Genomic DNA, 25,683 nt, shown 5'->3' on the forward strand with positions numbered 1-25,683 from the left:
GGCATGTTTTGTAATTTGTTCGCGCTTCATGTTGGCTGGAAAAGAAACTACCTTGCAATTATCAGCAGTGGCTGCACTTGCAGCTCTGGATAATCAAGTAAGGAAGGTTTGTGGTCAAGTTATATAAAAGTTTGATGCGTGGTTTTTTCGGTGAGCAGGTTACCTGGCCCGAAGAGTGGGAAAAGGCAACGCAGGCAAAAACAGATTTGTTCAAGATCATTGATTCCATGCCGAGCGTGCTGGATATTCTGCGCAACATCCTTGAAGGTGAATTGAAGCGTCTGGGCAAAACAGTTGATATCGACAAGGTCTATATCAATACGAATCCTGCTTTTCCTGCCGATGAAAATCGGCCCTCGGGCACTCTTTGGGATGTCACGGTCCATTGTCTGAATAACAATGTCAGCCCCGCTTACATCATGGGCGGTGATGGAGTGTTTTTTCTGCCGGATACGTTCAGTGAGCAATTCAGAGTCCAGGCGCTCAATACCATTGTTGTCGAAGATCTGATCGCTGCTGTAACTGCCGGACTGGACAAAACACTGCGAGCCGAGATCGCAAAGTTCTGGGCTGCGCCAGCGAAACCCGTCCATGCCGACAATGCACCGCTGTCGAACAAACAGGCTTTTATAGAAGCCTATGCGGTGGTCACCGGTGCAGAGTTGTCGCTGTCGGTCATGGCCAACAATTTTGACGCTTGGTTGGGCGAGCGATTCGCTCATCTGCTCGACGCAGATGGCGGTCGCGCAGCGTTTGAAGTCAGGCTGCAACCTGAACAGGATTACCAGCTGTCCCGTCAGCCTTGTTTCGTTCTGGACAACGCCGAGCGTGCGGATGCAGAAATGCCGCTGGTGAATGAGTCAACCTCTTATCTCCTGCATACGCCGGAAAACGGCTTTGAATTTTTTGAAAAAAATATCGATCTGCATAGCAAACTTCAGCAGCGACTGTCCCTGGGTGGAGACCAGATCCGGTATCTGAAAGCCGCGCAAAGTCCTCACGTCTTTTGTGTCGAGACTCACCTCAAGGGTCAGCTTGAAAGTGTTTCAGTCTTGATCGGTGGCCAGGAACAACTGGCCAAACCGCTGACTTCCATGCTGCAGGACAATCAAGGCCTGCACGTGCTGCGTTACGGCATCGAAACCCGCTTCTATCTGCTTTGGGCTGCATTGAAACGCACCGATTGGCCGCTATGGCTGCATGCCGCAGGTAGCGATATGCAACAACGCTATAGCGAGCTTGAAGAGTCGCGGGATCAATACCAGGCTGTCTACTCAAACACGTTCGATGAATGTTTTTCATTCAAGGATTATGTAGTGCGCACATTCGCCGAATGGGCGGACAGGGTACTTGGTGAACAACTGGATCCGGAATCAATCAGTGTCCATAGCTCGTATAGTCTGCAAATTGCCGGACGGACCATCGAACAGGAAGAAACCCGGACGCTGACGGAATTTCTTGTTTTCGGTCTGCACGACACGGGTTACAAAGCGACTCTGACTATCATCGGCGCTCCCGCCGGAAGTCGGCTGACGGCAGTAGCGCTTGAGCAGTGGCTGGAAAATCGTAACCTGCGGCTGGAATTTACCGGCAGTCTTGCATACTCGCCCTCGGTGGCTTATCAAGAGGCTTATCGCAACTATCTCTTCAGTCAGATGGAGTTCGCGGCTTTTGTTGCTCGCCACTCCGGGAAACTGGATTCCACTGATGCGAATATCATCGCGCGGGCCATGGCCAATGATCCTGCGGTGACCGTTCAGGGAATGCGAATCCGATCCCAGGTGCCGGCGTTGAAAGAGGTTCTGATCATTTCGGCCCGAGAATATGTACCGTCGCTGATGTTGATCAAAACGCCTGCCGGTGAATTCGAGCTGCATAAATTTGCCGATATCTATGCGGCAAACCGCTGGCTGGAGTCGGCGTTGTCCGCCGATCGTGAGTACGCTGCATTGCTGATCCATCCGGACTATCTGCACGAAGCGGGTGAGTTGCTCGGCAGCGCTCGCACACAACTGAGCTATCGCTATACGCTCGATAGCCGACCGGTTGATCTCGGTCTGAATCCCAAAGCACAGCTGGCTGATTACGCAAATGCCGCTTACCGCGCCGAAGTTGCCTTGCACAAGGCCATTGCACCGGCCGGTTATCGGGCGCTTGGCTTCGAGGGCCGCAAACGCTATTCGCGTTTGAGCACCGAATTCAAGGCACTGTCCATGGTTGATGCGCGAGACAATGGTTTTCCGACATTCGAGCAATTCACTTATGACTCGGTGAAAGCTCAGATCGAAGACATTTTGCGTTCGCGTGGCAGTAACGTTTCGGTCAATCCCGACCAGATCATTGTGCAAACCGAAGACTTTCGTAAGAGCGTTACCGACGTTTTGCTTGAAGGACTCGCTTTTGAAGCGGCGCATCCGTCCTATGAAACGAAATTCAGCCCGAAATACTATTTGGTCAATGGCCATCCCATCGTTGAAAAACTGGATATCCGCGACCTGTCCTCGCTGTCGAAAACGTTCCGTCCCGGCGACAGATATACCGCGATGCTCAAAGAGCAATATCAGAACAAGGCGCATCCTGATTACTCATTCAAACGCGCTGTACACGCCCGGAAAATCCGCTGTGAGATGTACCGCAATGCGTTTGCCGACTTTACCAACGGCAGATTATCGACGGAGTCTTTCTCTGCTGTCCAAAGGGTTATCGATAACCTGAAAGAAAGTGGCGGTTATCAGTCGGTAGGGACCAGCACCGGCGAAGGCGACATCGGGCTGTATAAATTCAACATCGGCACGCTGGGTCTGACAGCTGCCGGGGACCGTACAGTTGGCGGCGTTTATATTTTTCGATTGAGGTTATCGTCAGGTTTCTTTGACTTGCTCTATACGCCTGACGCGCCGGATCAAGTCAGCTTCCGGCCGATCGCTGAGTTCATTCCTTCGATTCGTTTTCGAGAAGGCCCGTTCAGGACCTACTACAGCGATCGGATACTGCTGATTGACCAGAAAGTGATCAATGATTACTTCGATAATCTGGTTGCAACGGTTGATGCTCGACCGGTCATTCGCACGCAGCAGCGTTCGTTACTGCCCGATCTGTTCACTTTCCACGACGAGCGAGTGCGCCGTGTATTGAGTGACATCGACGAACGGACCACCAGTCTCAACGAAATAATCGCCGGTGTGGTTTATGAAAACCTGTTGAAGGCCGCAAACATTGTCAGCCTGCTGGTGCCCCCCGTAGGCACTGTGGTGGTGGCTGTGCAGGTGATGAAAAGCATTTACGACGCGTCGCAGTCGCACCGACGGGGTGATTATTCCGCCGCGCTGGGGCATGTGCAGGATGTATTGAGCGGACTGCTGACATTGGGTCAGGCTGCAGCGGCGGGGGCGCCGGCTAAAGAACTTACCCGTGCGCAACGCTCCTTTCTAAGTCTGTTTGAAGACGCCCGCACGGTCGCGGAACTCGTAACGTATTACACCGGCCATGAAGACCCCGCCGATGAGCTGATCGGGTTCTTCAAGTCACTGATGCAAGAGGGTGACAGCGCATTGAGCAAGACCACGGTGCGGTGAGTCGTTTCGAGCGCACATAAGCATGACTTAACTTTCGTAACCCATGCGCCAACTCACGGCCCGCGTCGCAGCCAACAACCGCTGCGCCGCCGGGCCGTTTTCGTCGGCGTGGAACAGCGAGGTCGGGCCGACGATGGTCAGCACCGCAGCGATCTGTCCGACCGCGTTGAACACTGGCGCAGAAAGCGCATCCACACCCGGCATCAACAAACCATGCACGTGATGCAGACCGCGTTCGCGGATCTGTTCACACAGCGCTGCATAGGCTGTTTCATCCTTGAGCGGATGCCCCGCGACAGCGATTTCCTGCTCACGCAAGTCGTCGGTTTCCCGATGCGGCAGGTAAGCGCTGAACACCAGCCCGGTGGACGAACTGAGCAGCGGCAGCACCGAACCCAATTGCGTCACCACCGTCACCGCGCGCACCGCTGGTTCGATGTGCACCACGGTTGCGCCCTGATTGCCCCACACTGCGAGGAAGCAGGTTTCGTTGAGTTCGTCGCGCAACTCGGACAGCGGCAGGGCGGCGACTTTCAGCACGTCCATGCTGTTGAGTGCGGCCAGGCCCACCCGCAGCGCTTCGCGACCGAGGCCGTAATGATTGGTGGCGGCGTTCTGTTCGGCAAATCCCGAAGCAATCAACGCCTGCAGATAGCGATGCACCTTGCTCGCCGGCATCTGCACGTGTTCGGCCAGACGCGACAGCGAAGTCGACGGTGACAACTCGGCCAAAGCCTTGAGGATGTCGGTGCCGACCTCGGCGGAGCGGACTTTCTGTTTGCCGTTGCTGTCGCTGGTTTTTTCCATGGGGCTGGCGGTTCCGGTTCGAATGGGCGTCTTTATAGCTTGACGCTGGATAGCGAGCAAATTACGTTATGCGTAATCAGATTACGATAATAACAACCCCGGCGTGCCGAGACCTCTGAGCCAGAGTGATGGGCCATTGCCGACTCCCTGTTCAGGAGGCTCCATGAACCTCGATTCAACCGCGCAGGACCTGGTTTACCAGTCCGGCTTCGGCAACGAATTCAGCACTGAAGCGTTGCCCGGCGCGCTGCCCGTTGGCCAGAATTCCCCGCAAAAAGCCCCGTACGGCCTGTATACCGAATTGTTCTCCGGCACCGCGTTCACCATGCCGCGCAGCGAAGCGCGCCGCACCTGGATGTACCGGATTCAGCCATCGGCCAACCACCCGGCGTTCGTCAAACTGGAACGGCAACTGGCCGGCGGACCGTTGGGTGAAGTGACGCCCAATCGCCTGCGCTGGAATCCACTGGAGCTGCCGACCGAACCGACGGATTTCATTGATGGCCTGGTCAGCATGGCCGCCAACGCCGGCGCCGAGAAACCGTCCGGCATCAGCATTTATAACTACACCGCCAACCGTTCGATGGAACGGGTGTTCTTCAACGCTGACGGTGAAATGTTGCTGGTGCCGCAACTCGGTCGCCTGCGTATCGCCACCGAACTGGGCGTACTCGAAGTGGCGCCGCTGGAAATCGTCGTGCTGCCGCGTGGCCTGAAATTCCGCGTCGAATTGCTCGACCCGCAGGCACGCGGTTACCTCGCCGAGAACCATGGCGCGCCGCTGCGCCTGCCGGATCTGGGACCGATCGGCAGCAACGGTCTGGCCAATCCCCGGGATTTCCTTACCCCGGTCGCCGCCTACGAAAACCTGCAGCAACCGACGACTCTGGTGCAGAAATTCCTTGGCCAGTTGTGGGCCACCGAACTCAATCACTCACCGCTCAATGTGGTCGCCTGGCACGGCAACAACGTGCCGTACAAATACGACCTGCGCCGTTTCAATACAATCGGCACGGTGAGTTTCGATCATCCCGATCCTTCGATCTTCACCGTACTGACCTCGCCGACCAGCGTGCACGGTCTGGCCAACCTCGATTTCGTGATCTTCCCGCCGCGCTGGATGGTCGCCGAAAACACCTTCCGGCCACCTTGGTTCCACCGCAACCTGATGAACGAATTCATGGGCCTGATCCAGGGCGAATACGACGCCAAGGCTGAAGGCTTCGTGCCCGGCGGCGCTTCGTTGCACAGCTGCATGAGCGCCCATGGCCCGGACGGCGAGACCTGCACCCGGGCGATCAACGCCGAGCTTGCACCTGCAAAAATCGATAACACCATGGCCTTCATGTTCGAGACCAGCCAGGTGCTGCGCCCAAGCCGTTTCGCCCTCGACTGCCCTCAATTGCAATCCAGTTATGACGCTTGCTGGGCCTCGCTGCCCGCCACGTTCGACCCGACCCGGAGATAACCCATGACACAGAATTCCATCCCCCGCAGTTGGGTCGCTTCGGCCAACGGTCACAGCGATTTCCCCTTGCAGAATCTGCCGCTGGGCGTGTTCAGTCTCAACGATTGCAGCCCGCGCGCAGGCGTGGCGATCGGCGCGCACATCTTCGATTTGCAGGTGGCGCTTGAGGCTGGTCTGTTTGACGGCGTCGCACGCAGTGCGGTGGAAGCCATGCATGGCGGACAGTTGAACGCGTTCTTCGAACTTGGCCGTGAGGCGCGGGTGGCCCTGCGCGAACGCCTGATCGAACTGTTCAGTGAAGGCAGTACCCTGCGCGGCAGCATCGAAGCGCAAGGCGCGAAAGTCTTGCCACTGGCTGCCGATTGCCAGATGCACCTGCCGGCGCGAATCAGCGATTACACCGACTTCTACGTCGGCATCGAGCACGCGCAGAACGTCGGCAAACTGTTCCGTCCGGATAACCCGCTGTTGCCGAACTACAAGCACGTGCCGATCGGTTACCACGGTCGCGCTTCCACAGTGCGAGCGTCCGGCACCGACGTGCGCCGGCCGAAAGGCCAGACGCTGCCGGCCGGCCAGACCGAACCGGTCTTCGGCCCTTGCGCACGTCTGGATTACGAACTGGAACTGGGCATCTGGATCGGCCAGGGCAATGAGATGGGCGAGCCGATTGCCATCGGTGACGCTGCCGAGCACATCGCCGGTTTCTGCCTGCTCAACGACTGGTCGGCGCGGGATATCCAAGCCTGGGAATACCAGCCACTCGGCCCATTTCTGTCGAAAAGCTTCATCACCAGTGTTTCGCCCTGGGTGGTGACAGCCGAAGCGCTCGAGCCGTTCCGCACGGCACAACCGGCGCGTCCTGAAGGTGATCCGCAGCCGTTGCCCTATCTGCTCGACAAGCGTGATCAGGACGGCGGCGCCTTCGACATCGAACTGGAAGTGCTGCTGCGTACCGAAGCCATGCGCGAGCAGAACCTTCCGGCCCATCGCCTGACCCTGAGCAACACCCGCTACATGTACTGGACCGTCGCGCAAATGGTCGCGCACCACAGCGTCAACGGTTGCCAGTTGCAGGCCGGTGACTTGTTCGGTTCGGGCACTTTGTCCGGCCCGGAAAACGGCCAGTTCGGCAGCCTGCTGGAGATCACTGAGGGCGGTAAGAAACCGATCGAACTGGCCTCCGGCGAGGTACGCAAGTTCCTTGAGGACGGTGACGAAATCATCCTGCGCGCTCGCTGCGCCCGCGAAGGTTTTGCCTCGATCGGCTTCGGCGAATGTCGCGGCACCGTGATCGCTGCGCGCTGACAGGAGCGGCTTATGGATCTCTATGGCTATTACCGTTCCACTTCGTCGTACCGGGTGCGGATTGCGCTGGCGTTGAAGGGCCTCGATTACCAGGCGCTGCCGGTCAATCTGATCGCACCGTCGGGTGGTGAACATCGGCAGCCGGCGTATCTGGCGCTCAATCCCCAGGGCCGGGTGCCGACATTGCGCACCGATGACGGCGCGCTGCTGATTCAGTCGCCGGCGATCATCGAATATCTGGAGGAGCGTTATCCACAGGTGCCGTTGCTGCCGGATGATCTGCTGGCGCGCGCGCGGGTGCGCGGTGTGGCGGCGGTGATCGGCTGCGACGTGCACCCGCTGCACAACGTCAGCGTGCTCAATCGCCTGCGCCAGTCGGGGCAGGATGAGGCGCAAGTGGTGGAGTGGATCAGCCATTGGATCAGCCAAGGGCTGGCGACGGTGGAGCGGTTGATCGGTGACAGCGGTTTCTGTTTTGGCGAATGGCCGTGCGTGGCAGATGTGTATCTGATTCCGCAGCTGTATGCCGCAGAGCGGTTCAACGTCAGCCTGGAGGCTTATCCAAAGATTTGCCGTGTGGCTGCGTTGGCGGCTGAACATCTGGCGTTTATCAAGGCGCATCCAGCCAATCAACCGGACACCCCTTAACCCCCTGTGGGAGCGAGCCTGCTCGCGAAGACGGCGTGTCAGTGGCCTTTCATTCAGCTGACACAGCGCCTTCGCGAGCAGGCTTGCTCCCACACAGCTTTGTGTGGCCTCAAGGATGTGAGCAAGCCTGCGGAAGGTGGTCAATGCACGACGGAGTTCGGCGGCAGATGGCCGAGGCGTTCGGTCAGGCGCAGGCGCTGGATCGGGTCTTCGCTGAGCAATAACGCATGCTCCAGATCGAAGCGTTCAGCGTTCGGGCAATCCAGCCGTTGATACAGACTGGCCCGGGCCATGTAATCAGAGGCCTTCGCATCACCCAGTTCGAGCACTCGTTCTGCGTCGATCAGCGCGGCGATGTGATCGTCGTGGGTCAGATGCAATTGGCGCAGGTTGCGTGACAGACGCTGCAGCATCTGCACTGGCGTGGCCGTCAGCAGATGCTCGGCGCTGAGCTGCATGTTCGGCCCGTATTGGCGTTGCAACAGTTCGCGACAGTCGTTGGGATACAAGCGTCGCCCGCCGCAAGGGTCGAGCAAGTGGTCGGCGCCGGGTACCCGCAACAGGAAATGCCCGGGGAAGTTGACCCCGACCAAAGGAATCTCGAGGCCATGCGCCAGTTCCAGTGCGATCAACGCCAATGCCAGCGGCTGACCGCGCTGGGTGTGCAACACGCGGTGCAGCAGCGCCGCCTGCGGGCGCAGCGGCAGGAAATCATCCTGTGCGAAACCGAGATCGACCATGCGCCGCAACAACGGTTGCGCCAGTTCGCTGACCGGCAGCATCGGCAAGCCATAGCTGACGCGTAGTTGCAGATCCTTGAAGGTACGCAACCATGCCTCGGGCTCGAGGGCTTTGTCGTGCTCGGCACTTATCCACAGCGCAGCTTCCAGCAGGGCCGGCGGTGAACGATGCAGGCATTCGAAAAAGCGTTGGCGCGCACTCATCTGAATCTCCCTCCAATGCCTCGTTTTAGCCCCGTCCGGGTTGTTCGTCCAGTGCCGGGCGCGTTGAGCGCGACTTATAGCGGCGCAACATTGTCCGCTCGGCGGCTCATGCCGGTGCGCGCCAGCAATTTTCAGGGGCAAGCCTATACTGGCGTTCTACAAGAAGTGATTCGGGAGCCTGTCGATGTTCGCTCTCATGCAAAGCACTCGCCTGGAATCGCTGCACCTGAGCGTGGACCCGGTCACCGGGTTGAAGGCGGTCATTGCCATTCATGACAGTCGCCTGGGGCCAGCCCTGGGCGGGTGCCGTTACCTTGCCTATCCCAACGACGAATCTGCGGTCGAGGACGCCATTCGCCTGGCGCAAAACATGAGCTACAAAGCGGCGCTCGCCGGCCTTGCGCAGGGCGGCGGGGTGGCAGTGATCGTGCGCCCGGCCCATGTCGAGAATCGCGCCGCGTTGTTCGAGGCTTTCGGCCGTTGCATCGAGCAGCTCGACGGTCGATACATCACCGCCATCGACAGCGGTACTTCAGTGGCGGATATGGACTGCATTGCCCAACAGACGCGGCATGTCACCAGCACCACCTCGGCAGGCGACCCGGCACCGCATGCGGCCATGGGCGTGTTCACCGGCATTCGCGCTACGGCGATGGCGCGTCTGGGCAGCGACAACCTCGAAGGCCTGCGCATCGCGATTCAAGGGCTTGGCAATGTCGGTTATGCACTGGCCGAGCAACTGCACGCTGCCGGCGCCGAGTTGCTGGTCAGTGACATCGACCACGGCAAGGTGCAACTGGCGATGGAGCAGCTCAATGCTCACCCGATCGCCAACGACGCATTGCTCAGCACGCCTTGCGACATTCTTGCGCCTTGTGGGTTGGGCGGTGTGCTCAACAGTCACTCTGTGTCGCAACTGCGCTGTTCTGCTGTGGCCGGTTCGGCGAACAATCAACTTTCCCATCTGGATGTGGCGGATCAACTGGAACGGCGCGGGATTCTTTATGCGCCGGACTATGTGATCAATGCCGGCGGGCTTATTTACGTTTCGCTTAAACATCGTGGCGAGGAGTTGCCGACGATTACGGCGCATCTGTCGAAAATCAGTTCGCGGCTGACCGAAGTCTTTGCCCATGCTCAGGCGGAAAAACGTTCGCCGGCGCGGGTGGCGGATGAGTTGGCGGAAAAGGTTTTGTATCGCTGAAAGCAAAAGATCGCAGCCTTCGGCAGCTCCTACACTCGGAATGCAGGAGCTGCCGAAGGCTCGGGCCGCGATCGGACGATCTTTCTGATTACTTCGGCGCTTTCGCTGCTTTGGCGGGCTTCGCCGGCGCCTCGTCAGGTTCTGCCGCTTCAGCTTTTTCGACAGGCTCGGCCGGCGCATTGATCAGCTCCGACAGCGCATCGGGCTGGCTCTTGAATGCCCGGGCGAACACATCGCGATTCTTCGCCATGTAGATCCCGGCTTCTTCCACTTGCTGTTCGGTCAGGGACGGAACGGCTTTTTGCAGCACATCGGCCAGATATTCGGCCAGTTCGAGCATTTTGTCATGACGATCAGCTTCGGCTTTATCCATGAACAAGCGCTCCAGATCTCGGCTGCTGCGGTATACCACTTCGACGGCCATTCACCACCTCACATGCCTTCACGTTAAGTTGTCTTGACGACTACTGTATCCATATACAGCGAAAAGGATAAGCGAATCCCTGCGCCATGGGTAGTGGCTTTTCAATGTAGACCGGATTTGGCGTTTGTCAGGAGACGGGGTGGCTGCTATTCGCGAGCAGGCTCGCTCCCACAGAAACTCCAGCGGTGCGACCAAACGCCACGGCGCGGGATTTGCGGCGGATCGCCATGATGCGTGGCCCTGAACCTGCATGAAAACCGTTGCAACAAGGCGCGCGCGCAAAACCGTCACGTGCGATACGCATCATCCGCCCGAAACGGGCTAAGGAAACTCATCGTGAAAATAAACTGGGCCGAGAAACTGCGGCGTAACGTGCATCAACTGGCCGAGTCCCTGGGCAACCTGTTTGTCGAAACCTTCCACTATCTGGCGCTGTTCGCCATCGGTGCGGTGACGGCGTGGGCGGCGGTGATGGAGTTTCTCGGCATGCTCGAAGTCGGGCACATCAAGATTGATGACATTCTGTTGCTGTTCATCTATCTGGAATTGGGCGCGATGGTCGGGATTTATTTCAAGACCAACCACATGCCGGTGCGCTTCCTGATCTACGTGGCGATCACTGCACTGACGCGCCTGCTGATCTCCAACGTCTCGCACCACAACCCGCCGGACATGGGCATCATCTACCTGTGCGGCGGCATTCTGCTGCTGGCGTTTGCGATCCTGGTGGTGCGTTACGCTTCGTCGCAGTTCCCTTCGGTGAAGATCGAGAACCCGCAGCGCAAGATCGGCACGGGTTCCAGCGAACATCCTGAAGTGGAGAAGGGCGAACTCTAAAGGCCCGCCGCCTGGCCGGGCTGGCCTTTGACCCGTGGCGGTGGCGGGGTGAGCCCGGCGCCGCTGGTCATGGCTTCGAGAATCGACATGGCGCTGTGGCCCTGTTCGATGGCGATGCCGAACTGGATGCTTTGTACCAGCCGTTTCAAACGCTCGGGATCGTTGCGCTGTTCGGCACTGATCATGCGCTTGGCCACGATGCGGCCGGCGTTGGACAGGGTCAGCATGATGCTGCCGTCCAGGCCCTGAATGCTCAGATTGATCTGATAGTCCGGCGCGAAGGCATCGGTAATGATTTGAAATGGGTTGTCCATGATGCGTCACCGCCTGATTGAACGTGCAGTTGTTGACCGGCCATGATCTGATTTGGTTCGCAACACCAGACCACTGGCATCTCGTTCGCTGAGGTTTGCAATGTCCGTTTGCCTCAAGGGTGATATAGCAAGGGGCATGCCGGAAAAATTGTCGAACAATAAACACGGCAAAAAAAACGGCGAGCCTCGGGGCTCGCCGTTTTTTGTGGCGCGTTTTCAGGGCAGGAATGAGCCGATGATCGCTGACAGTGCAGTCAGGCCGATCAGCACTCCACCCAGTTCACCGCCAGCCCGCCCCGCGAGGTTTCCTTGTATTTGTCGTGCATGTCGGCGCCGGTGTCGCGCATGGTGCGGATCACCCGGTCGAGGGAAATGAAGTGATTGCCGTCGCCGCGCAAGGCCATTTGCGTGGCGTTGATCGCCTTCACCGCCGCGATGGCATTGCGCTCGATGCACGGCACTTGCACCAGACCACCGACCGGATCGCAGGTCAGGCCGAGGTTGTGTTCCAGGCCGATTTCGGCAGCGTTCTCCAGTTGCTCCGGTGTCGCACCAAGGACGTCGGCCAGGCCGGCGGCGGCCATGGCGCAAGCCGAACCGACTTCGCCCTGACAGCCGACCTCGGCACCGGAGATGGAGGCGTTTTTCTTGCACAAAATCCCGACAGCGGCTGCGCCGAGAAAGAACGCGACGACATCATCGTCAGACGCATCCGGATTGAATTTCATGTAGTAGTGCAGAACCGCCGGAATGATCCCGGCGGCACCATTGGTCGGCGCGGTGACCATACGCCCGCCGGCCGCGTTTTCTTCGTTGACGGCGAGGGCGAACAGGTTGACCCATTCCATCGCCGACAGGGTCGAGCTGATCACATTCGGTTTGCCGATTTCCAACAGGCTGCGATGCAGTTTTGCCGCGCGCCGCGGTACTTTCAGACCGCCGGGCAGGATGCCTTCGTGGCGCAAACCTTGTTCGACGCACTCGCGCATCACTGACCAGATGTGCAACAGGCCCTGACGGATTTCGGCATCGCTGCGCCACGCGCGCTCGTTGGCCATCATCAGTTCGGACACGCGCAGCTTGTGTTGTTTGCACAGGGCGAGCAGTTCGGCGGCGCTGGAAAAATCGTAGGGCAACACCACGTCGCTGGTTGGCGCCACGCCAGATTCGGCTTCAGCCGCTTCGACGATGAAGCCGCCGCCCACCGAGTAATAGGTTTGCGCGCACAGCTCGGCGCTTTCGCCAAATGCGCTCAGCGACATGGCGTTGGGGTGGTAGGGCAGGCTCTCGTCGAGCAGCAGCAGATCGTGCTGCCAATCGAAAGCAATTGAACGTTGACCGGCGAGGGACAGTTGCCCGGTTTCGCGCAGTTGCTGGATGCGTGGATCGATGGTCGAAGGATCGATGCTGTCCGGCCACTCGCCCATCAGGCCCATGACCGTTGCGCGGTCAGTGGCGTGGCCAACGCCGGTGGCCGAGAGCGAACCGTACAGGCGGATCTGCACACGTCGCACATCATTGAGCAGATGCTGATCGACCAGAGCCTGGGCAAAGGTCGCCGCTGCACGCATCGGACCGACGGTATGGGAACTGGACGGGCCGATGCCCACTTTGAATAGATCGAAAACACTGATAGCCATGCTAAACCCTTACAAGCAGTGGAGTAGGAATCGCTGCCATTTTTTGTCGGACAAGCGCAATGTCGGCGATACTGCCTGCCACGGTTCGAGGTGACCAACGAAACCTCCTAAGACAGCCTTTAGCAGGACTAAACAATGAGTCGTCAATTGCATGCCCAGACCTATGTCTGGCTGCAGGTGTTTGCCTGTGCCGCGCGGCACCTGTCGTTCACCCGTTGTGCCGAAGAACTGCACATCACCCCGGGCGCGGTCAGCCAGCAGATTCGCCAATTGGAAGAGCGCCTGGGCTTTCGCCTGTTTCATCGGCGCGCGCGTGGCGTTGAGTTGAGTGCACAGGGGCAGCGGCTGGCGATTACCGTCAATGAAGCGTACGGCAGCATCGATGCGGAATTGCGCCGGCTGGACGCCGGGATGATCAGCGGGACGTTGCGGTTGCGTTCGATCCCGTCGTTTCTTGGCAAGTGGCTGACCCCACGCCTGCCGCGTCTGCAGCAACGCTTTCCGGATATCCAGTTGCGCCTGGTGGCCGAGGACAGCAGCGTGCCATTGCATGAGGGTGATTTCGATCTGGCCATCGACCTTAACGACGGCAGCTATCCCGGATTGTTATCCACAGCCTTGCTCGACGAGCAGATATTTCCGGTGTGCGCGCCGAGCCTGCTGCGTGGGCGCCCGCCGTTGCACGGGCCGGCGGATCTGGTGCATTTCCCGTTGCTGCACGACATCACCGCCTGGCGTGGCAGTTACGAGTATGCGGAATGGGAGTTCTATTTGAATGCGATCGGCTTCGAAGGCGCCGATGTGCGACGCGGCCACACGTTCAACCGCAATCACCTGACCATCGAAGCGGCGATTGCCGGCATGGGTGTGGCGATTGCCCGGCGCACGTTGCTTAACGATGAGCTGGAGCGCGGCACGTTGATCGTGCCGTTCGGCTTGTCAGTGCCCAACCATAAACGCTATGTGCTGCTGTATGCGCCGGGGGCGTTGAGCCATCCGGGCGTGCGTGCTGTGCATGATTGGCTGGTGGAGGAGGCGGGGATTTTTCGCAGTTTGCACCCGCTGAACGAGCAGCAGATGTGAGTAGATTTTTCTGCGGAGCGGGTCGACCCAACTCCCGACATTAACAGCGCCTCGCTCGGTTGTCCGGCTTTTTTTGCGAATGAATATTTTTCTTTTTTCAGGGGTTGAAATGTTCGCCGCTCGGGCCGATTGTTGTAACCAGGAGGTCAGGAAATTCACTTCAAGGCCTCCAGCGAGCTAGCTGAAATAAGGGATGAACTATGCAAATCCAAGTCAACAGCGATAACCATATTCAAAGCAGTAAGCGACTGGAGGAGTGGGTACGTACAACTATTGAGAGCACGCTCGACCGTTATGAAGAAGACCTGACCCGTGTCGAAGTCCACCTGAGCGACGAGAACGGCGAGAAACCAGGTCCCCATGACTTGCGCTGCCAACTGGAAGCGCGGCCAAAAGGCCACCAACCGATTTCCGTGACCCACAAAGCCGATTCGCTGGAACAGGCGATCGACGGTGCCGCCGAGAAACTCGAGCACAAACTGGATCATCTGTTCGGCAAACTGCGAGGTAAACCACGCGCCGCTGTAGTGCCATTTACCGGCAAGGCCAACGACAAGCTGTTGGCGGAAGAATTTGACGAGAATGAACAGGCAGCGATCAACAGTTGATGCGCTGATTTCACAAGTGACTAAGGAGAACGGGCCTGCTGATGCAGGCCCGTTTTTTTGTTTGTGGTGTTGGTGATTGCTCGCAGGGTTTAAGACCGTAGCCCCTCACCCCATCCCTCTCCCGAGGGAGAGGGAGTCGATCCGGTTGTTTTCGAGTCCAGCGTTCGGCTCGATATTGCAGGCGAGCGTAAATCGTAAATACACCTCGGTCAGTCCCTCACCCTCTGGGAGAGGGGGCCGATTCCGGTTGTTTTCAAGTCCAGCGTTCGGCTCGATATTGCAGGCGAGCGTAAATCGTAAATACACCTCGGTCAGTCCCCTCTCCCTCTGGGAGAGGGTTAGGGTGAGGGGCTTTTGATCTTCAATGGGTTGCGGTCAGAACGCCACCGACGTCTGCACATAAACCGTCCGCGGCTCCCCCACGTACTTGCCCTTGTTGTTGTCATCGAACGAGCGTGTGAAGTACTGCGTGTTGAAGATGTTCTTCACCCCCACCGCCACATTCAAATCCGACAGTTGCGGTCCGAAGTCATACCCGGCGCGGCTGCTGAACAGCATGTAGCCGGGGATCTTGCCAGTGCTGCCATCGGCGCTTTCCTTCGAAGTGTTGGCGTTGTCGGCGAACTGGTCGCTCTGGAAGCTGCTGTCCAGATTCAGCTTCCATGGCCCTTCGGTATAACCGACGCCAATCGTGCCTTTGTGTTTGGAGGAAAATGGCACGCGATTGCCTTTGTTCGGCCCGTCTTCGCGAATGGTCGCATCGACATAGGCATAACTGGCGTACACATCGAAACCGGCCAGCGCCGGGCTCAAGTCGTCGAGCGCGTAATTGACGCTGGTCTCGATGCCCTGATGGCGGGTTTCGCCGCGAGCGATCACCGAGTCGTTGGTCTGGTTGCTTTCGTACTGGTTGTCGAAGTTGATCAGGAACGCGCCGATTTCCGCGCGCAGGGCACCGTTGTCATAGCGCGTGCCGAGTTCCCAGGTGCGGGCCTTTTCCGGTTTCACTTCGCCGCTGCTCACGCGGTTGGGCATCTGGCTGTATTGCACGCTGCCGAACGAGCCTTCGGTGTTGGCATACAGGTTCCAGCTGTCGGTGAGGTGATAAAGCACGTTCAGCGCCGGCAGCGCGGTGTTGTAGTCGCCCTTGTATTTGACGTTGGTCAGGTTGTTGTTCTGTTGCGACTCGATCATCTCGTAGCGCATACCCGGGGTGATGGTCCATTTGCCGATGTCGATGCGGTCATCGACGAAGAATGCGTTGGCCTCGGTACCACCGCGAGTGTCGCGGTCGTTGCGGCTGCTGGTGGTCGGGTATTCGTTGGCGCTGATCGGCGTGCGATAACGCAGTTCGTGGCCGGCCTCGTTGATGTAGCGATAGCCGACGCCGACTTCGTGGCTGCTCGGACCGAGGTCGAAGCCTTGGGCGAAACGGGTTTCCAGGCCACGTACCCAGTACTCGCGCGGCGACAGCGAAAGGAATGTGCCCTGATCCAGATAACCGCTGCGCAGGGTTTTGGTGAAGAAGGTGTTGGCGGTGAATTCGCGGCGATCTTCCTGATAGCGATAGCCGAAGTTGAACATCGTGCGGCGCCCCCAGAACTGATCTTTCGGCCGCGTCGATTGATACGGATCGGCATCGTAATCGGCGACGTTGAGACCGCCGGGCATGTCGGCCTTGCCTTCGTAATACTGGGCCATGGCGTTGAAGCTGTTGGCCTCGTCGAGCTGATATTTGCCCTTGAGGATCAGGTCGTCGATCTCGGTATCGCTGTGTTCGCGCCAGTCACCGCCACGGGTGCCGGAGTACAACAGCGCACCACCAAGGCCGTTGGCGTTGGTGCCGCCGGCCAGCAGATTGGCGCTGGTCTTGAAACCGTCGTGGCTCGACGATGGGCTGGTTTCGGTCTGGAAACCACCCTTGACCGTTGGCTCGTCCGGAATCGCCCGGGTCACGAAGTTGACCACGCCGCCGACGTTCTGCGGGCCGTAACGTACCGCACCGCCGCCACGCACCACGTCCACCGCATCCATGTTGCCCATGCTGATCGGCGCGAACGACAACTGCGGCTGACCATACGGCGCGAACGGTACCGGGATGCCGTCCATCAATACTGTCGAGCGCGCGGCCAGGCGTGGATTCAAACCACGAATGCCGAAGTTCAGTGCCATGTCGTGGCTGCCGGTGCCGTTGTTCTCCGGCGCATTCACACCGGGGATGCGGTTGAGCACATCGCGGGCCTGGGTCGCGCCCTGGCGTTCGAATTCTTCGCGGCGGATCACATCACGCGCCCCGGGGTGTTCGAAGACATTGATCTGCGCCGCATCGCCGAGCCAGTCGCCGACTACGGTCGAGGTGCCCAGCTCCAGCGCCGCGTCAGCCAGCGGTTGCAGGCTGAAGGCATTGTCGCCTTCGGCGCGGGCTTGCAGGCCGGTGCCTTCGAGCAGGGCATCGAGGCCTTGTTGCGTCGTGTAATTGCCCTCCAGACCACGGCTCTGCACACCGCTGGTGACTTGCGAGCCAAAGGAAATCAGCACGCCGGCTTCACGGCCAAACTGGTTCAGCGCGGTTTCCAGCGACGCCGGGGCGATGTGATAAACCTTGGTCTCGGCGCCCAGCGCAGCGGGCAGGGCGGTGAAACTCAGGCTGGCGCCGAGCAGAAGATTGCGCAGGCTGCGGGCCAGTGGCGTAAGACGGGTGGGCTGCATGTGGATGATCCTGAGAAGGTGGAATCAAGGGGGCTTTCCTTCTCTGTCACGCCAGATCTGAAAAACGGCTCATGGTTTTGGCGTTTTTTTACACCCGTGCTTCGACGCTCACCCAATAACGGGTAAAGCGCTTCACTCTGACCGGCAGACTGATCTGCAACAGGTCGAGAATCCGCTCGCTGTCATCCAGTGGATACGTCCCGGAAATCAGCAAATCGGCAACCTGGCTGTCGCACCGCAGCTGCCCGCGCCGGTAGCGGCCAAGCTCCTCGAGGAAGTCGCCGAGGCGCATATGGGCGGCGACCAGCATGCCGTCAGTCCACGCACCGCTGTTGGCGTCCAGGGGTTTGGGTTCGCTGACGGAGCTGGCAGTGAAACTCAACTGCCGCGCGACCGGCAGCAGCAGGGGCGCGCGCTGGCTGGCGATGAGTTCGACTCGTCCTTCGAACAGGGCGATCTGTGTGCGATCAACAAACTGCCGCACATTGAAGCGCGCACCTTGGCTTTTCAGCACGCCGTGTGCCGTGCGGATCTCGAACGGATTTGCGGCGCTCAACAGCATTTCGCCCTCGAGCAGACGAATCAACCGCTGCGCACCATCAACATCGACCGAGCTGGCGGTATTGAGCTGCAACGAATCGGCATCGCCCAAGCCGATCTTGCGCCGCTGGCCGACCGGTGTGCGGTAATCGGCGAGCAGCGACGGCAACGGCGTGTGCTCGCGCATGCCCCAGGTCGCCGCTGAGCCGGCACCGAGAATCAGCAACATTTTCAGCGCCTGACGGCGGCTGCCGGACTTCGGTCCGTTCAACGCCGCGTGGGCCAACGGCGACGAAACGCCGCGCAAATGCTGATTGACTCGTTGCATGTGTTCCCACGCCCGGCGGTGTTCGCTGTGTGCATCCAGCCATTGTTGCCAGGCCTGTTGCTGGCGCGGGGTCAGCGTGCCCTGCTGCATTTCCAGCAGCCAGTGCACCGCCTGTTCGGCGACCTGCGCGGAGAAGTCCGGGGTGCGATTCATAAAGCGAAATAGCAGCGCATGGCCGCTTTGTTCAAATGGCGTTTGACCGTGGCCACCGAAATATCCAGTTCTGCGGCGATCTGTGGATAAGTCAGACCATCGACCTGAGCGAGCAGGAAAGCGCGTTTGATCTGGCGCGGCAAGCCGTCGAGCAGTTCATCGAGTTCGACCAGTGTCTGCAGGATGATCGCTTTGTGCTCTTCCGACGGCGCGACCATCTCAGGCATCTGCGCCAGTGTCTCGAGGTAGGCGCGTTCCACATCCTGGCGCCGGTAATGGTTGAACAGCACGCGCTTTGCCAAAGTGGTGAGAAAGGCGCGCGGTTCGATGATCAGCGGTGGCTCGCGGGCGGTCAGCACTTTTATGAACGTGTCCTGAGCCAGATCCGCCGCGCTGTCGGGGCAGCCGAGCTTGCGCCGCAACCAGCCAGTGAGCCAGCTGTGATGAGCATGGTAGAGCGATTCGACGGGATGGGCGGGCGGCAACGAAATGACTCCGGACGCAAAACTTGCGTAGAGAACGTGCATTAGAGAACAAGAACGGTTCGCATTGTAGAGGCTGGCGACAGTGTCCGGCAATCAGATGCTTTTGCGTATGAGAATATTTATCATTAATATTGCTCGCCTGTAGATTCGGCTTGTCGGCCGAACGTTTTTCGTTTCAGGGTCGAAACATGAAAGGCAAACTCGCCACCCTTCCCATGTCCTATCGTCTGGCCGTCACTTCGCGAGTGCTGGCGGCGATTTTCGGCGGCTATCTGGTGGCGGCGCTGGCCAGTGTCACCCTGACGTTGTGGCTGCCGCTGAACCGCGCCGAAGCGGTGGTCACTGGCATGACCGTGTCCTTTCTGGTCTATCTGGTCGCAGTGCTCTGGTGCTTTGCCTGCCGCAGCGCGTGGTCGGCGTGGGTCGGCCTGTTGGTGCCGAGCGTGATTCTCGCCACCGTTTCCGGTGCCGCGCGCGGTCTGGGGCTGGCATGAAAGAGGGCTTCCGGCAGGCGATGGCATGGCTGCACACCTGGGCCGGGCTTGTGTTCGGCTGGTTGCTGTTCGCGATTTTTCTCACGGGAACGCTTGCTTACTTCAAAGACGAAATCAGCCACTGGATGCAGCCGGAAATTGCGGCGCATTCGCTTGATAGCGAAGCGAGCCTGGCGCTGGCGCAAGATTATCTGCAGCAACACGCCGCCGGTGCCTCGCGCTGGCTGATCGATTTGCCCGATGCCCGCGACCCCGGTCTGACGGTGCGCTGGCAACAGGCGCCGGGCAACCCCGGCGAGCGCGGCCGCTTCGAATCCAGAACCCTCGACGCTCAGACCGGGGCCGAGGTACAGGGCCGCGAAAGCATGGGCGGCGAGTTCTTTTACCGCTTTCACTTCCAGTTGCAGATGCCTTACCCGTGGGGCCGCTGGCTGGCGACCATCGCCGCAATGGTGATGTTCGTTGCACTGATCAGCGGCATCATCACCCACAAGAAAATCTTCAAGGACTTCTTCACCTTCCGCCCGCGCAAGGGCCAGCGTTCCTGGCTCGACGGGCATAACGCCGTGGGTGTGCTGGTGCTGCCGTTTCACTTGATGATCACTTACAGCAGCCTGGTGATTTTCATGTCGATGGTCATGCCGGCGAGCATCGTTGCCTCTTACGGCAGCGACGTGCGCAAGTTCTACGACGAAGTCTTTCCCGCCTCGAAGACGCCCGAGCGCGCCGATGTCGCCGCACCGCTGACCGCCATGGCGCCGCTACTGGCCAAGGCCAGCGAGCAGTGGTCGGGCGGCCACACCGCGCGCCTGTCGGTGAGCAATCCGGGCGATGCCAGCGCCACGGTGGTGCTGTCCCGCGCGGGCGATCGGGTGGTGCATGATTTCGGCCGGGCGGTGACGTTCAACGGCGTCACCGGACAGCTTCTGAGCAGCCCCCCCGATCAACCCATGGCGATGGCGGTGGGTGGCGCGTTTTACGGTTTGCACATGGGCCATTTCGCCGGGCCGCTGTTGCGCTGGCTGTATTTCATCTGCGGACTGGCTGGCACGGCAATGATCGGCACCGGGCTGGTGATCTGGCTCGGCAAGCGGCAGCTCAAGCACGCTAAAAGTGCGGCGCTGCCTCTCGAATTGCGCTTGGTCGAGGTGCTGAATATCGCCAGCATGGCCGGGCTGGTGTCAGCGGTGGCGGTGTTCTTTTTGGCCAATCGACTGCTGCCGGTGAGTCTGGCGGGGCGGGCCGACTGGGAAGTGAATGCGTTCTTCATAGCCTGGGGCTTGAGCGTGGTGCACGCGGTTTTCCGTCCGGGGCGCAAGGCGTGGATCGAACAGCTGACGCTCGGCGCTGCGCTGTTTATCGCGGTGCCGCTGATCAATGCGCTGACCACACCGTGGAATCTTGGCGCGACCCTGATGCAGCGCGACTGGGCACTGGCCGGATTTGATCTGACGTGTCTGGCGACGGGGCTTTTTCTCGGCTGGGCTGCGCGCAAGATGCAGCGTACGGGCGACTCCGTCAGCGTTCGCAAAGCAAGTCCTTCGCCTCGCTCGATCACAGTCGAACAGGGGGCCAACTGATGCTGCTGGTCCTGTTGCTCACCTATGCCGGCTTCACCGCGTTGTGCCTGTCGATGCCACGTCATCACGCCGAATTGCTCGGCGCCAAACCGTCGACGCGCCGCCGTCAGGGGCTGGCGTTGGCGGGATGGCTGTTGCTGGCGCTTTCGCTGTGGGCAGCGGTCGCAGCCAGTGGCTGGAGTTTCGGTCTGGTCGACTGGTTCGCGGTGCTGATGCTCAGCGCTTTGGCATTGGTGCTGTTACTGCCGTATCGCCCGCGTCTGGCCATGGCCCTGGCCGGGTTGAGCCTGTTGGCCAGCCCGGCCGCCGCCTGGGCGCAGTGCTGAAGTGCTGATCGGTCTGCCGCCGGAATCGCGTGACGATGAAGCGCGTGGCGCGCGTGCGCATTTTCTCCAGGTGTTTCTGTCCCAGCGTGCGCAAATGGAGGCGCTGGTGAACCGGCGCGTCGGTTGTCGGGCGACGGCGGCAGATCTGGTCCAGGACCTTTTTTTGCGCTTCTGGCGGCGGCCGCTGGTCCAGGTCGAAGAGCTCAGCACCTATCTGCTGCGCTGCGCCGGCAACATCGCCATCGATCATTTGCGCAGTGAAGGCACGCGCACGCGCGTCAACGAAGGCTGGCAGCCAGACGAACCCGACAGCCATGGCAGCGAACCCCAGGCCGCACTCGAAGCCGGCAATGATCTGCGCCACGTCGAAGCAGCATTGCGCGCCTTGCCCGAACGCACGCGGCAGATCTTTCTGCTCAATCGCATTCACGGGCGCAAGTACGCCGACATCGCCAAGGCCATGGGCCTGTCCCAAAGTGCCGTGGAAAAACATATGATGCGCGCCCTCGAGGCCTGCAAGGCCAGCCTGCGCGATCCCGCGCCACGTCTGCCAGGGAAAGCACCGTGAAGCCATCCGATCCGATCACACCGACGCCGACCCAGGAACAGGCCGCGCTGGCCTGGCTGAGCCTGTTGCATGACCGCCCGAGCACTGGCGATCAACTCACCTTCAGCCAATGGCTGCGCGCCGATCCGGCCCATGCCGAAGCGTATGCGCAGGCGCAGGTGATCTGGGAACTCAGCGAAAGCCCCGCGCGCACGCTGGCCGATGAAGATGCGCTCGCGCTGCAAGGTTATCTGCGGGCGATGGATGCCCCGCGTCGTTCGCCGATGTTGCGTTGGTCAGGCGCGCTGGCGCTGGCCGCGTGTCTGCTGTTGATGGTCAGTCTCGGCACGGGGTGGCAGGCGCAGCGTTGGCTCGACGATCTGCGCGCCGATCACGTCTCGGCGCCTGGGGAAATTCGCACGGTGACACTGGCCGATCAGTCGCGAGTGACGCTGGATGCCGATAGCGCGATTGCCGTGGATTTCAGCCACGGTCAGCGCCGCGTGCAGTTGATTCGCGGCGCTGCTTTCTTCAGCGTCACTCACACTGGCGATCCGTTTGTGGTGGCGGCGGAGCAGGGCGAGGCGCGGGTGCTCGGCACCCAGTTCGAAGTGCGCCGGCAACCTCATGGCGCGCAAGTGACGGTATTGTCCGGACGTGTCGCGGTGACGGCGGATGAGCATGGCCAACAACAGATTCTCACGGCCGGCCAGCAAGTTGCCTACGCCGACGGCAGTGCGGAAAAACTGCATGCCGTGGACAGTGAAGCGCAACTGGCCTGGCGTCAGGGTTGGCTGACCTACTACAAGACCACGCTGGCCGATGTCGTCGAGGATCTGCGCCGCTATTACCCGGGGCGGATTGTGCTGCTCAACGATGAGCTGGCGGCGCGCAAGGTCAGCGGCAGCTTTCCGAGCAAGGACCCGCAGGCGGTGCTCAATTCGTTGCAGGGGGTGTTGGGGTTTGAGCAGCATCGGGTGTTGGGGCAGCTGATTATTTTGCGCTGAGGCTGCCGGCCTCTTCGCGAGCAGGCTCGCTCCCACAGGGAACGCATTCCAAAGGTGGGAGCGAGCCTGCCCGCGAAGGCGTCAGCCCAGGCAACAAATTCCCCGAAAAATATTTTCAAATTAAAGGTGAGGTAACCCCCAGTGCCATCCGTGTAGTGACTGAAACTGCGAGCCATTCGCATCCGTTGCGGTTCTACACAGGTCATTGAGCAATGAAGTCCAGGGCAAAATCCGGTTCGGTCAAACAGTGGTTGGGCATGTCGGCGCTGAGTTTTTCCGCGTTGGCATTGCTGCCGATGAGTATCGCGCTGGCGGCAGAAGCGGTGAGCAATCAGGCGCAACAGCAATTCAATTTTGCCCTCGCCGCCAAACCACTGCCGCAAGCCCTGAGCGACTTCAGCCGTGTGACCGGGCAAAGCGTGGTCTACACCGACGAAGCGCCGTACGGCCTCAATGCTCCGGCAGTCAACGGCCAGATGAGCGCCGAACAGGCCCTGCAACGCCTGCTCGGCAACTCCGGCCTGAGCTTTCGCCGCACCGACAGTCACACGTTGGCGCTGGAGCCGATGCCGACCGCAGGCGCGCTCAACCTCGGCGCAACCACCATCACGTCCACGCGCGACGAATCGATGAGTTATCAGCCGCCGGAATCCAGCTCTGTGATGCGCTCATCGGCGTCGCTGCAAGAAATTCCGCAGACGGTCAATGTCATCCCGGCGCAGGTCATTCGCGATCAGGCGCCGCGCAATCTCGACGACGCGCTGGCCAATGTCAGCGGCATCACCCAGGGCAACACCTTGGGCAGTACCCAGGACTCGGTGATGACTCGCGGCTTCGGCGACAACCGCAACGGCTCGATCATGCGCGACGGCATGCCGCTGGTGCAGGGCCGTGGCATGAACGCGACCGTGGATCGCGTCGAAGTGCTCAAGGGCCCGGCCTCGTTGCTCTATGGGATTCAGGATCCGGGTGGCGTGGTCAACCTGGTCAGCAAGAAGCCGGAACTGACCCAGTACAACGCCGTGACCGTACGCGGTTCGACCTACGGTGACGGCAAGAATGGCAGCGGTGGCGCCTTCGACAGCACCGGCGCGCTGGGCGATTCCGGCTTCGCCTATCGCATGGTTGTCGATCATGAAGACGAAGATTACTGGCGCAACTTCGGCACCCATCGCGAGACGCTGATCGCACCGTCGCTGGCCTGGTACGGCGAGCGCACCAAGCTGCTGTTCGCCTACGAGCACCGCGAGTTTCTCACACCGTTCGACCGTGGCACCTTGATCGATCCGCGCACCAATCATCCGCTGGATATCTCGCGCAAGCAGCGTCTCGATGAGCCGTTCAACGACATGGAAGGGCGCTCGGACCTCTACCATTTCGAAGCCGACCATGAACTCAACGACGACTGGAAAGCCCACTTCGGCTACAGCTGGAACCGCGAAACCTACGACGCCAGCCAGGTGCGCGTGACGTCGATCGACACCAACAAAGGCACACTGACGCGGAGCATGGACGGCACGCAAAACGCAATCAGCACTGACCGTTTCACCACCGCCAGCCTCGAAGGCAAGGTGAATGTACTGGGCATGCAGCATGATCTGGTGTTCGGCGTCGACGACGAATATCGCAAGATCTACCGCGAGGATCTGATCCGGCAGAAAAGCCTGACCACGTTCAGCTATCTCAACCCGGTGTATGGTCGCGAAGTGATGGGCACTACGGTGAGTGCGCCCGACAGCGCGCAGACTGACAAACTGCGCAGCGACTCGCTGTTCCTGCAGGATTCGATTCACCTCAACGAGCAATGGATTCTGGTCGCCGGCGGACGTTTTCAAGAGTACGACCAGTACGCCGGCAAAGGCGTGCCGTTCAAGGCCAATACCGACAGCAATGGGCAGAAGTGGGTGCCGCGCGCAGGGCTGGTGTATCGCTACACAGACGCCTTGTCGTTCTACGGCAGCTACACCGAATCGTTCAAACCCAACTCGACCATCGCCCCCCTGAGCGGCAGCAGTACCGTGCTCGACGGCAGCATCGCGCCAGAGGAAGCCAAGTCGTGGGAGCTGGGTGCGCGGCTGGATATGCCCGGCAGCATCACCGGCAATATCGCGTTGTTCGACATCAAGAAACGCAACGTGCTGGTGGCCAACTCCGAAGGCCCGACAACGATTTACAGTGCGGCAGGCGAGGTGCGTTCACGCGGGCTTGAAGTTGACCTGAGCGGGCAACTCAGCGAGCACTGGAACCTGATCGGCAGCTATGCCTACACCGATGCCGAAGTCACCGAAGACCCGGAATACAAAGGCAAGCGCCTGCAAAACGTAGCGAAGAATTCCGGCTCGCTGTCGGCGGTGTATGACTTCGGCAATGTGTTTGGCGGCGATCAGTTGCGTGTCGGTGCCGGTGCGCGGTACGTCGGCGAGCGTGCCGGCAACGCGGTGAATGATTTTGACCTGCCGAGCTACACCGTGGCGGATGCGTTTGCCACTTACGACACGACGGTTGAGGGGCAGAAGGTCAAGTTTCAGTTGAACGTGAAGAACCTGTTTGATCGCACCTATTACACCTCGTCGGCGAGCCGCTTCTTTGTGTCGATGGGGGATTCGCGGCAGGTTTCGCTTTCCAGCACTCTGGAGTTTTGAGGCAAGATCAAG

General features: G+C 59.9%; 21 protein-coding genes and 1 pseudogene. 14 read left to right on the top strand and 8 right to left on the bottom strand.

Annotated features, from left to right (window positions below):
- Positions 1-110: 110 nt before the first annotated feature.
- A complete protein-coding gene (locus tag HU724_RS05430; protein ID WP_186568120.1) occupies positions 111-3,575 on the top strand; it encodes a dermonecrotic toxin domain-containing protein in 3,465 nt (1,154 codons plus the stop codon).
- Between the two features lie 27 nt (positions 3,576-3,602).
- On the opposite strand, the gene HU724_RS05435 is transcribed toward HU724_RS05430, so the two are convergent.
- On the bottom strand, positions 3,603-4,382 hold the full coding sequence (locus HU724_RS05435) for an IclR family transcriptional regulator (RefSeq protein ID WP_186568122.1): 780 nt from the start codon (positions 4,380-4,382) through the stop codon (positions 3,603-3,605).
- 163 nt (positions 4,383-4,545) lie between these two features.
- On the opposite strand from HU724_RS05435, the gene hmgA reads away from it, so the two are divergent.
- The 3 genes from hmgA to maiA are packed head-to-tail and all read left to right on the top strand — an operon-like array spanning position 4,546 to position 7,806.
- The gene (gene hmgA / locus HU724_RS05440; protein ID WP_122750886.1) at positions 4,546-5,850 is read left to right on the top strand and encodes a homogentisate 1,2-dioxygenase; all 1,305 of its coding nucleotides are present in this window, start codon (positions 4,546-4,548) and stop codon (positions 5,848-5,850) included.
- Between the two features lie 3 nt (positions 5,851-5,853).
- Entirely contained in the window at positions 5,854-7,158 is a 1,305-nt protein-coding gene (fahA, locus tag HU724_RS05445; protein ID WP_186568124.1) for a fumarylacetoacetase, read from the top strand.
- Between the two features lie 12 nt (positions 7,159-7,170).
- A complete protein-coding gene (maiA, locus tag HU724_RS05450) occupies positions 7,171-7,806 on the top strand; it encodes a maleylacetoacetate isomerase (protein WP_186568126.1) in 636 nt (211 codons plus the stop codon).
- 140 nt (positions 7,807-7,946) lie between these two features.
- Here the strand turns inward: maiA and HU724_RS05455 are convergent, their stop codons facing one another.
- Complete coding sequence (locus tag HU724_RS05455) at positions 7,947-8,750, bottom strand: SirB1 family protein (RefSeq protein WP_186568128.1); 804 nt, start codon at positions 8,748-8,750, stop codon at positions 7,947-7,949.
- 184 nt (positions 8,751-8,934) lie between these two features.
- Between HU724_RS05455 and HU724_RS05460 the strand changes: the two genes are divergently transcribed.
- A complete protein-coding gene (locus tag HU724_RS05460) occupies positions 8,935-9,954 on the top strand; it encodes a Glu/Leu/Phe/Val dehydrogenase family protein (protein WP_016771635.1) in 1,020 nt (339 codons plus the stop codon).
- Between the two features lie 169 nt (positions 9,955-10,123).
- On the opposite strand, the pseudogene HU724_RS05465 reads toward HU724_RS05460, so the two are convergent.
- A pseudogene (locus HU724_RS05465) lies at positions 10,124-10,378 on the bottom strand (YebG family protein); the annotation flags it as partial.
- Positions 10,379-10,714: 336 nt separating this feature from the next.
- On the opposite strand from HU724_RS05465, the gene HU724_RS05470 reads away from it, so the two are divergent.
- On the top strand, positions 10,715-11,215 hold the full coding sequence (locus tag HU724_RS05470; protein WP_016771633.1) for a phosphate-starvation-inducible protein PsiE: 501 nt from the start codon (positions 10,715-10,717) through the stop codon (positions 11,213-11,215).
- Here HU724_RS05470 and HU724_RS05475 read toward each other — a convergent pair.
- Together HU724_RS05475 and HU724_RS05480 are read right to left on the bottom strand one after the other, a co-directional pair.
- A complete protein-coding gene (locus HU724_RS05475) occupies positions 11,212-11,529 on the bottom strand; it encodes a DUF3509 domain-containing protein (protein WP_016771632.1) in 318 nt (105 codons plus the stop codon). The genes HU724_RS05470 and HU724_RS05475 overlap by 4 nt on opposite strands.
- Before the next feature lie 263 nt (positions 11,530-11,792).
- On the bottom strand, positions 11,793-13,169 hold the full coding sequence (locus tag HU724_RS05480; RefSeq protein WP_186568129.1) for an L-serine ammonia-lyase: 1,377 nt from the start codon (positions 13,167-13,169) through the stop codon (positions 11,793-11,795).
- 135 nt (positions 13,170-13,304) lie between these two features.
- Between HU724_RS05480 and HU724_RS05485 the strand changes: the two genes are divergently transcribed.
- Together HU724_RS05485 and HU724_RS05490 are read left to right on the top strand one after the other, a co-directional pair.
- Positions 13,305-14,252 carry a LysR substrate-binding domain-containing protein gene (locus HU724_RS05485; RefSeq protein ID WP_016771630.1) on the top strand — a complete coding sequence of 316 codons (948 nt, stop codon included), beginning with the start codon at positions 13,305-13,307 and terminating at the stop codon, positions 14,250-14,252.
- Between the two features lie 200 nt (positions 14,253-14,452).
- Positions 14,453-14,860 carry an HPF/RaiA family ribosome-associated protein gene (locus HU724_RS05490; RefSeq protein ID WP_016771629.1) on the top strand — a complete coding sequence of 136 codons (408 nt, stop codon included), beginning with the start codon at positions 14,453-14,455 and terminating at the stop codon, positions 14,858-14,860.
- 375 nt (positions 14,861-15,235) lie between these two features.
- Here the strand turns inward: HU724_RS05490 and fecA are convergent, their stop codons facing one another.
- The 3 genes from fecA to HU724_RS05505 all read right to left on the bottom strand — a co-directional run bounded on the left by fecA (position 15,236) and on the right by HU724_RS05505 (position 19,117).
- On the bottom strand, positions 15,236-17,569 hold the full coding sequence (gene fecA, locus HU724_RS05495) for a TonB-dependent Fe(3+) dicitrate receptor FecA (protein ID WP_186568130.1): 2,334 nt from the start codon (positions 17,567-17,569) through the stop codon (positions 15,236-15,238).
- A gap of 88 nt (positions 17,570-17,657) precedes the next feature.
- Positions 17,658-18,590: a FecR domain-containing protein gene (locus HU724_RS05500; protein WP_186568132.1), complete on the bottom strand. Its 933-nt coding sequence runs from the start codon at positions 18,588-18,590 to the stop codon at positions 17,658-17,660.
- Positions 18,587-19,117, bottom strand: a complete 531-nt coding sequence (locus HU724_RS05505; protein WP_225927668.1) for a sigma-70 family RNA polymerase sigma factor — start codon at positions 19,115-19,117, stop codon at positions 18,587-18,589. Before HU724_RS05505 ends, HU724_RS05500 begins: the two co-directional genes overlap by 4 nt.
- Before the next feature lie 146 nt (positions 19,118-19,263).
- Here HU724_RS05505 and HU724_RS05510 point away from each other — a divergent pair, with 146 nt between their 5' ends.
- The 6 genes from HU724_RS05510 (at position 19,264) to HU724_RS05535 (ending at position 25,671) form a co-directional block, all read left to right on the top strand.
- Positions 19,264-19,569: a DUF3649 domain-containing protein gene (locus tag HU724_RS05510; RefSeq protein WP_041479671.1), complete on the top strand. Its 306-nt coding sequence runs from the start codon at positions 19,264-19,266 to the stop codon at positions 19,567-19,569.
- Complete coding sequence (locus HU724_RS05515; RefSeq protein ID WP_186568136.1) at positions 19,566-21,149, top strand: PepSY-associated TM helix domain-containing protein; 1,584 nt, start codon at positions 19,566-19,568, stop codon at positions 21,147-21,149. The genes HU724_RS05510 and HU724_RS05515 overlap by 4 nt, the downstream gene beginning before the upstream one ends.
- Entirely contained in the window at positions 21,149-21,475 is a 327-nt protein-coding gene (locus tag HU724_RS05520; RefSeq protein ID WP_186568138.1) for a DUF3325 domain-containing protein, read from the top strand. The genes HU724_RS05515 and HU724_RS05520 overlap by 1 nt, the downstream gene beginning before the upstream one ends.
- 1 nt (position 21,476) lies before the next feature.
- Entirely contained in the window at positions 21,477-22,043 is a 567-nt protein-coding gene (locus HU724_RS05525; protein ID WP_071174434.1) for an RNA polymerase sigma factor, read from the top strand.
- The gene (locus tag HU724_RS05530) at positions 22,040-23,029 is read left to right on the top strand and encodes a FecR family protein (protein WP_186568140.1); all 990 of its coding nucleotides are present in this window, start codon (positions 22,040-22,042) and stop codon (positions 23,027-23,029) included. Before HU724_RS05525 ends, HU724_RS05530 begins: the two co-directional genes overlap by 4 nt.
- 212 nt (positions 23,030-23,241) lie before the next feature.
- Complete coding sequence (locus HU724_RS05535) at positions 23,242-25,671, top strand: TonB-dependent siderophore receptor (protein WP_186568142.1); 2,430 nt, start codon at positions 23,242-23,244, stop codon at positions 25,669-25,671.
- Positions 25,672-25,683 lie beyond the last annotated feature (12 nt).

It is taken from the genome of Pseudomonas iranensis, assembly GCF_014268585.2.
Lineage (GTDB): Bacteria > Pseudomonadota > Gammaproteobacteria > Pseudomonadales > Pseudomonadaceae > Aquipseudomonas > Aquipseudomonas iranensis.